The sequence below is a fragment of the Rhodococcus sp. ARP2 genome (assembly GCF_001029585.1).
GTDB lineage: Bacteria > Actinomycetota > Actinomycetes > Mycobacteriales > Mycobacteriaceae > Rhodococcus_F > Rhodococcus_F erythropolis.
Genome location: NZ_LEKE01000070.1, coordinates 1 through 4034, shown reverse-complemented (window position 1 = coordinate 4034; position 4034 = coordinate 1). Strand labels below are relative to the sequence as shown.

Sequence of the window (4034 nt, the reverse complement as noted above, 5' to 3'; positions counted from 1 at the left end):
TCGGCATCGGCCCAGACGGTGACCGTTTCGGATCCGGCTCCCATCGATGTCGAGACGACGACGTCGCTCTCGGTTCCCGCTACGGCAATCACGGGTGCGGCTGTTGATCTGACGGCGACGGTTGCTCCGAACAATGCTGTGGGTACGGTGCAGTTCAAGTCGAATGGCACTGCGATCGGCACTCCGGTGGCAGTCACGTCGGGTGTTGCGACGCTGTCGCATTCGTTCGATGCTGCTGGTGCTCAGAGTGTTACGGCGGACTTCACCGCTGGTTCCGGATTCAAGAACTCGGTTGCGAGTGCGAAGTCAGTTCAGGTGAGTGTTGCCGACCAGGAATCCGTCGTCGAACTGAATATCCCCACCGATGCCAAAACTGGTGTGGCGACCGACTTGTGGGCAACAGTCCGAACGTCGTCGGATGACGCTGTCGGCGTCGGAACCGTGCAGTTCTACGACGGTGGCGTCGCGATCGGCGGTCCTGAAGCGGTTACGGCCGGCGCTGCTGGTCTGTCGCATACGTTTACCTCTGCGGGTGCGCACAGCATCACGGCGGTTTACTCGGGAGGAGCCGGTGTAGTCGGGTCCTCGGCCCAGGCGCGGACGGTGAATGTAACGGACCCTGCGCCTTCGGATGTCACCACGGAGACTGTGGTGACGGTGCCTGCCGATGGTGTGGTGAACAAGTCGGTGACCCTGTCGGCGACTGTCAGTTCGGTGCAGAACGGTGGAACGGTGCAGTTCATGGATGGGGACACCCCGATCGGTGACGCTGCGGCGGTGGTCAACGGGATCGCGGCGCTGAACCACACCTTCACCACAACCGGTGCGCATTCGATTTCGGCAATCTACAGCGGCGCAGCCGGATTCACAGGCTCCACCTCGGCGGCCCACGCAATTCAGATCAAGGCTGCAACCGGCGGTGGCACGGGCAGCCTCGGTTCAGGCAGCGCTGGCTCGAGCGATTTCCTTCCCTTCGGTTCCTGACCGGAACAGTTCAGGTCGCGGCCCCGAGGCAGTATCCCTCGGGGCCGATCGACAGGGTGAACTGCATCGACCGTGAGTTACCGGTTCCGTCGCTGACGGGCAGGGTGACACGGACGTAGTCGCCGCGAACCGGAGTGACTGTTGCAGCGTCGGCGTCGAAAGACTTGATACCGGCCAGCTGATTCGGATCGAGCTTGAGTGGCGGCTGGCCGGTGGCGCCGGTGCCGTCGGGATCCCACGGGCTGTTGCCGGGGCAGATCAGTGGATAGAACCTCTCGACGTCGCGGGTATTGACCGGCCGTCCCGTGGCGCGTGAGAGAAACCGGACGACGGCGTGGGAAGCGTCGGCCGCGGTGTAGAAGTTTGATTGCCCCGCAGGGAAGACGAACGGGCACGCATAGCCGGAAGCGATCTCCGAGCGCTTGGCGGCGACGGAGAGTCCGCCTCCACTCCAGGTGACCGCGTACTGGCCGTCGACGCCTGGTGCGGCGATGGCCGTCAAGATGGCGGGCACATCCGAGTATCGGTCGGCAATTGTTGTGGGCGGCATCGTCCAGCATGCGTTCGTGAGCGCAGCCACGTCCAAGGACACCAGGTCCGTTGCCCAGGCCGCCAAGGCCGGCGCAGCAGCCGGATTACCGGGCACGTCACCAACCGGAGGTGGCGCGGCGGGCGCAGTGGTGGTCGTGGGCGCGAGAGTGGTTGTCGTCGTGGTTTCCGTCGTAGGCGGAGACGGTTCGTCCGTCAGGATTCCTGTCCGTCCGTCGTCCTCACATGCGGTTATCGCCAACGTCATGGCGAGTGCGACTGCCCCCACTGCCGCTCGTCCTGCCGACTTCATTCGTTCTTACGCCCCTTTTGCGACATTCTGACCAACATCCACCCCATAACTGCTGCGGGTCAGATCACGGATTCCCGTCTACGCTAGCGAACTGTGGATCCCGTTTACAGAACAGTCATCGGCATCGCCCGTACCGTCTTCGCTTTCGAGGGCCTGAAGTTCTCCGTCAAGGGAGAGCAGAACATCCCGGCGTCCGGTGGCGCCGTGATCGCGATCAACCACACCGGATACATGGACTTCACGTATGCGGGACTGCCGGCGCGGACCCCCAAGCGCTACATCCGGTTCATGGCGAAGAAGGAGGTCTTCGACAACAAGATCTCCGGACCGATCATGCGGGCCCTCAAGCACATCCCGGTCGACCGCGGCGCGGGCGCCGACTCCTACAAGGCGGCCGTAGATTTCCTGAAGCGCGGCGAATTGGTGGGCGTGTACCCCGAAGCGACGATCAGTCGGAGCTTCGAGATCAAGGAATTCAAGTCCGGAGCCGCCCGGATGGCGATCGAGGCGGGCGTCCCGATCGTTCCCGTCGTCATCTGGGGCGCTCAGCGCGTGTGGACGAAGGGTTATCCGAAGCGTTTGGGCCGCACCAACACTCCCATCTCCATTGCCGTCGGCGAGCCGATTGCACCTTTCGAACCGGCCAGTGAGCTGACGGCGAAGCTACGGTCGACGATGCAGGAGTTGCTGCTCGATCTGCAGAAGGACTACGACCATCCCGCCGGCGAGTACTGGGTACCGGCCCGCCTCGGTGGCAGCGCGCCGACGCTCGAGCAGGCCGACAAGATGGATGCCGACGAGGCCGAGGCGAAAGCCAAAGCACGTGAGGCGCGGAAGTCCGAAGGCTGACCCATGTCCTTCGAACCCGTTTACACCGCAGTCGAGGTAGTCGCGCGTGGTCTGAGCGGTTTCCAGGGCGTGAAAGTCACCCGCACCGGGACGGAACACGTCCCGGTGTCCGGCGGCGCCGTCATCGCGATCAACCACACGAGTTACCTCGATTTCATACCGGCGGCCCTGGCGGTCGGCACCGCGAAACGCAAGCTCAGAGTGATGGCCAAGGCTGAGCTGGCGGACAACAAGGTCCTCGGCTTCCTCATGCGTGGATGCGGCGTCATCGAAGTGGACCGCTCCGCCGGAGCGCAGGCGTATCGAGCCGGAGTCGACGCCCTCGAGCGTGGCGAATTGGTGGGCGTCTACCCGGAAGCGACGATCAGCCGGAGCTTCGAGATCAAGGAAATGAAATCCGGAGCAGCTCGGATGGCCATCGACGCCGGCGTGCCGATAATTCCGCTGATCGTCTGGGGCGCCCAGCGGATCGTCACCAAGGGCGGACCGAAAAATCTGGGCCGCAATCATTTCCCGATCTCGGTGGAGGTGGGTGCACCGATCGATCCGGTCGAGCCCGCCGAAGCGCTGAGCGAGATCCTGCGCATCGAGATGGATGCGATCCTGCGCCACGTTCAGGACGGGTTCGTGCACGAGCCCGGGGCGTACTGGGTGCCTCGCCGACTCGGCGGTGGCGCGCCGACGCCGGCGGAAGCCGCGGCCATGGACGCACAGGAACGCGCGAAGCGGGCGCGCTGAGCGAGACCGTCGTACCGGGCAGGCACAATGGCGGTGTGAGCCCAGACCGTCGTATCAGCCCTGACCGCCCAACCTTGGTTGCGACCGATGTCGACGGCACCCTCATCGATCACGACGAGTTGGTCAGTGCCCGCACCCGCGCCGCCGTGCATGCCGTCGTCGAATCCGGCACGCCGTTCCTGCTGGCAACCGGGCGTCCTCCGCGTTGGATTTCGCCCGTCGTCGAAGGTTTGGGATACGCGCCACTCGCGGTATGCGCAAACGGTGCTGTTGTCTACGACAGTTACGCCGACCGCGTCCTCAGCGCCGCGACCTTGTCGGTCGACGCACTCACCGAACTCTCCGAGTTGGCTCTGGTTGCACTTCCCGGGTCGGGATTGGCCGCGGAACGGGTGGGGGAGAGCGCACACGACGCCGCCACCCCACAGTTCGTCAGCTCACCAGATTACGAACACGCCTGGCTCAACCCGGACAACACCGAGATGTCCGAGGACGAAGTGCTTGCGGCACCTGCCGTCAAACTCCTGATTCGCCGTCCAGGCATGACCAGCACGGCGATGTACGACACGCTCGCCCCGCACGTCGGTGCGCTCGCCGACATGACGTACTCCACCGAGAACGG

Annotated in this window: 5 protein-coding genes; 4 read left to right on the top strand and 1 reads right to left on the bottom strand. The window is 64.4% G+C overall.

Going from position 1 to position 4034, the window contains the following annotated elements:
* On the top strand, positions 1-984 hold a 984-nt coding region (locus ABX74_RS19720; RefSeq protein WP_047889514.1), incomplete at its 5' end, for an Ig-like domain-containing protein.
* Positions 985-994: 10 nt separating this feature from the next.
* Here ABX74_RS19720 and ABX74_RS19715 read toward each other — a convergent pair.
* The gene (locus ABX74_RS19715; RefSeq protein WP_047889512.1) at positions 995-1825 is read right to left on the bottom strand and encodes a hypothetical protein; all 831 of its coding nucleotides are present in this window, start codon (positions 1823-1825) and stop codon (positions 995-997) included.
* Between the two features lie 93 nt (positions 1826-1918).
* Here ABX74_RS19715 and ABX74_RS19710 point away from each other — a divergent pair, with 93 nt between their 5' ends.
* The 3 genes from ABX74_RS19710 to ABX74_RS19700 all read left to right on the top strand — a co-directional run.
* The gene (locus ABX74_RS19710; RefSeq protein WP_020905757.1) at positions 1919-2674 is read left to right on the top strand and encodes a lysophospholipid acyltransferase family protein; all 756 of its coding nucleotides are present in this window, start codon (positions 1919-1921) and stop codon (positions 2672-2674) included.
* A gap of 3 nt (positions 2675-2677) precedes the next feature.
* Positions 2678-3412: a lysophospholipid acyltransferase family protein gene (locus ABX74_RS19705; protein ID WP_029254200.1), complete on the top strand. Its 735-nt coding sequence runs from the start codon at positions 2678-2680 to the stop codon at positions 3410-3412.
* A gap of 53 nt (positions 3413-3465) precedes the next feature.
* On the top strand, positions 3466-4034 hold a 569-nt coding region (locus tag ABX74_RS19700), incomplete at its 3' end, for an HAD family hydrolase (protein ID WP_047889513.1).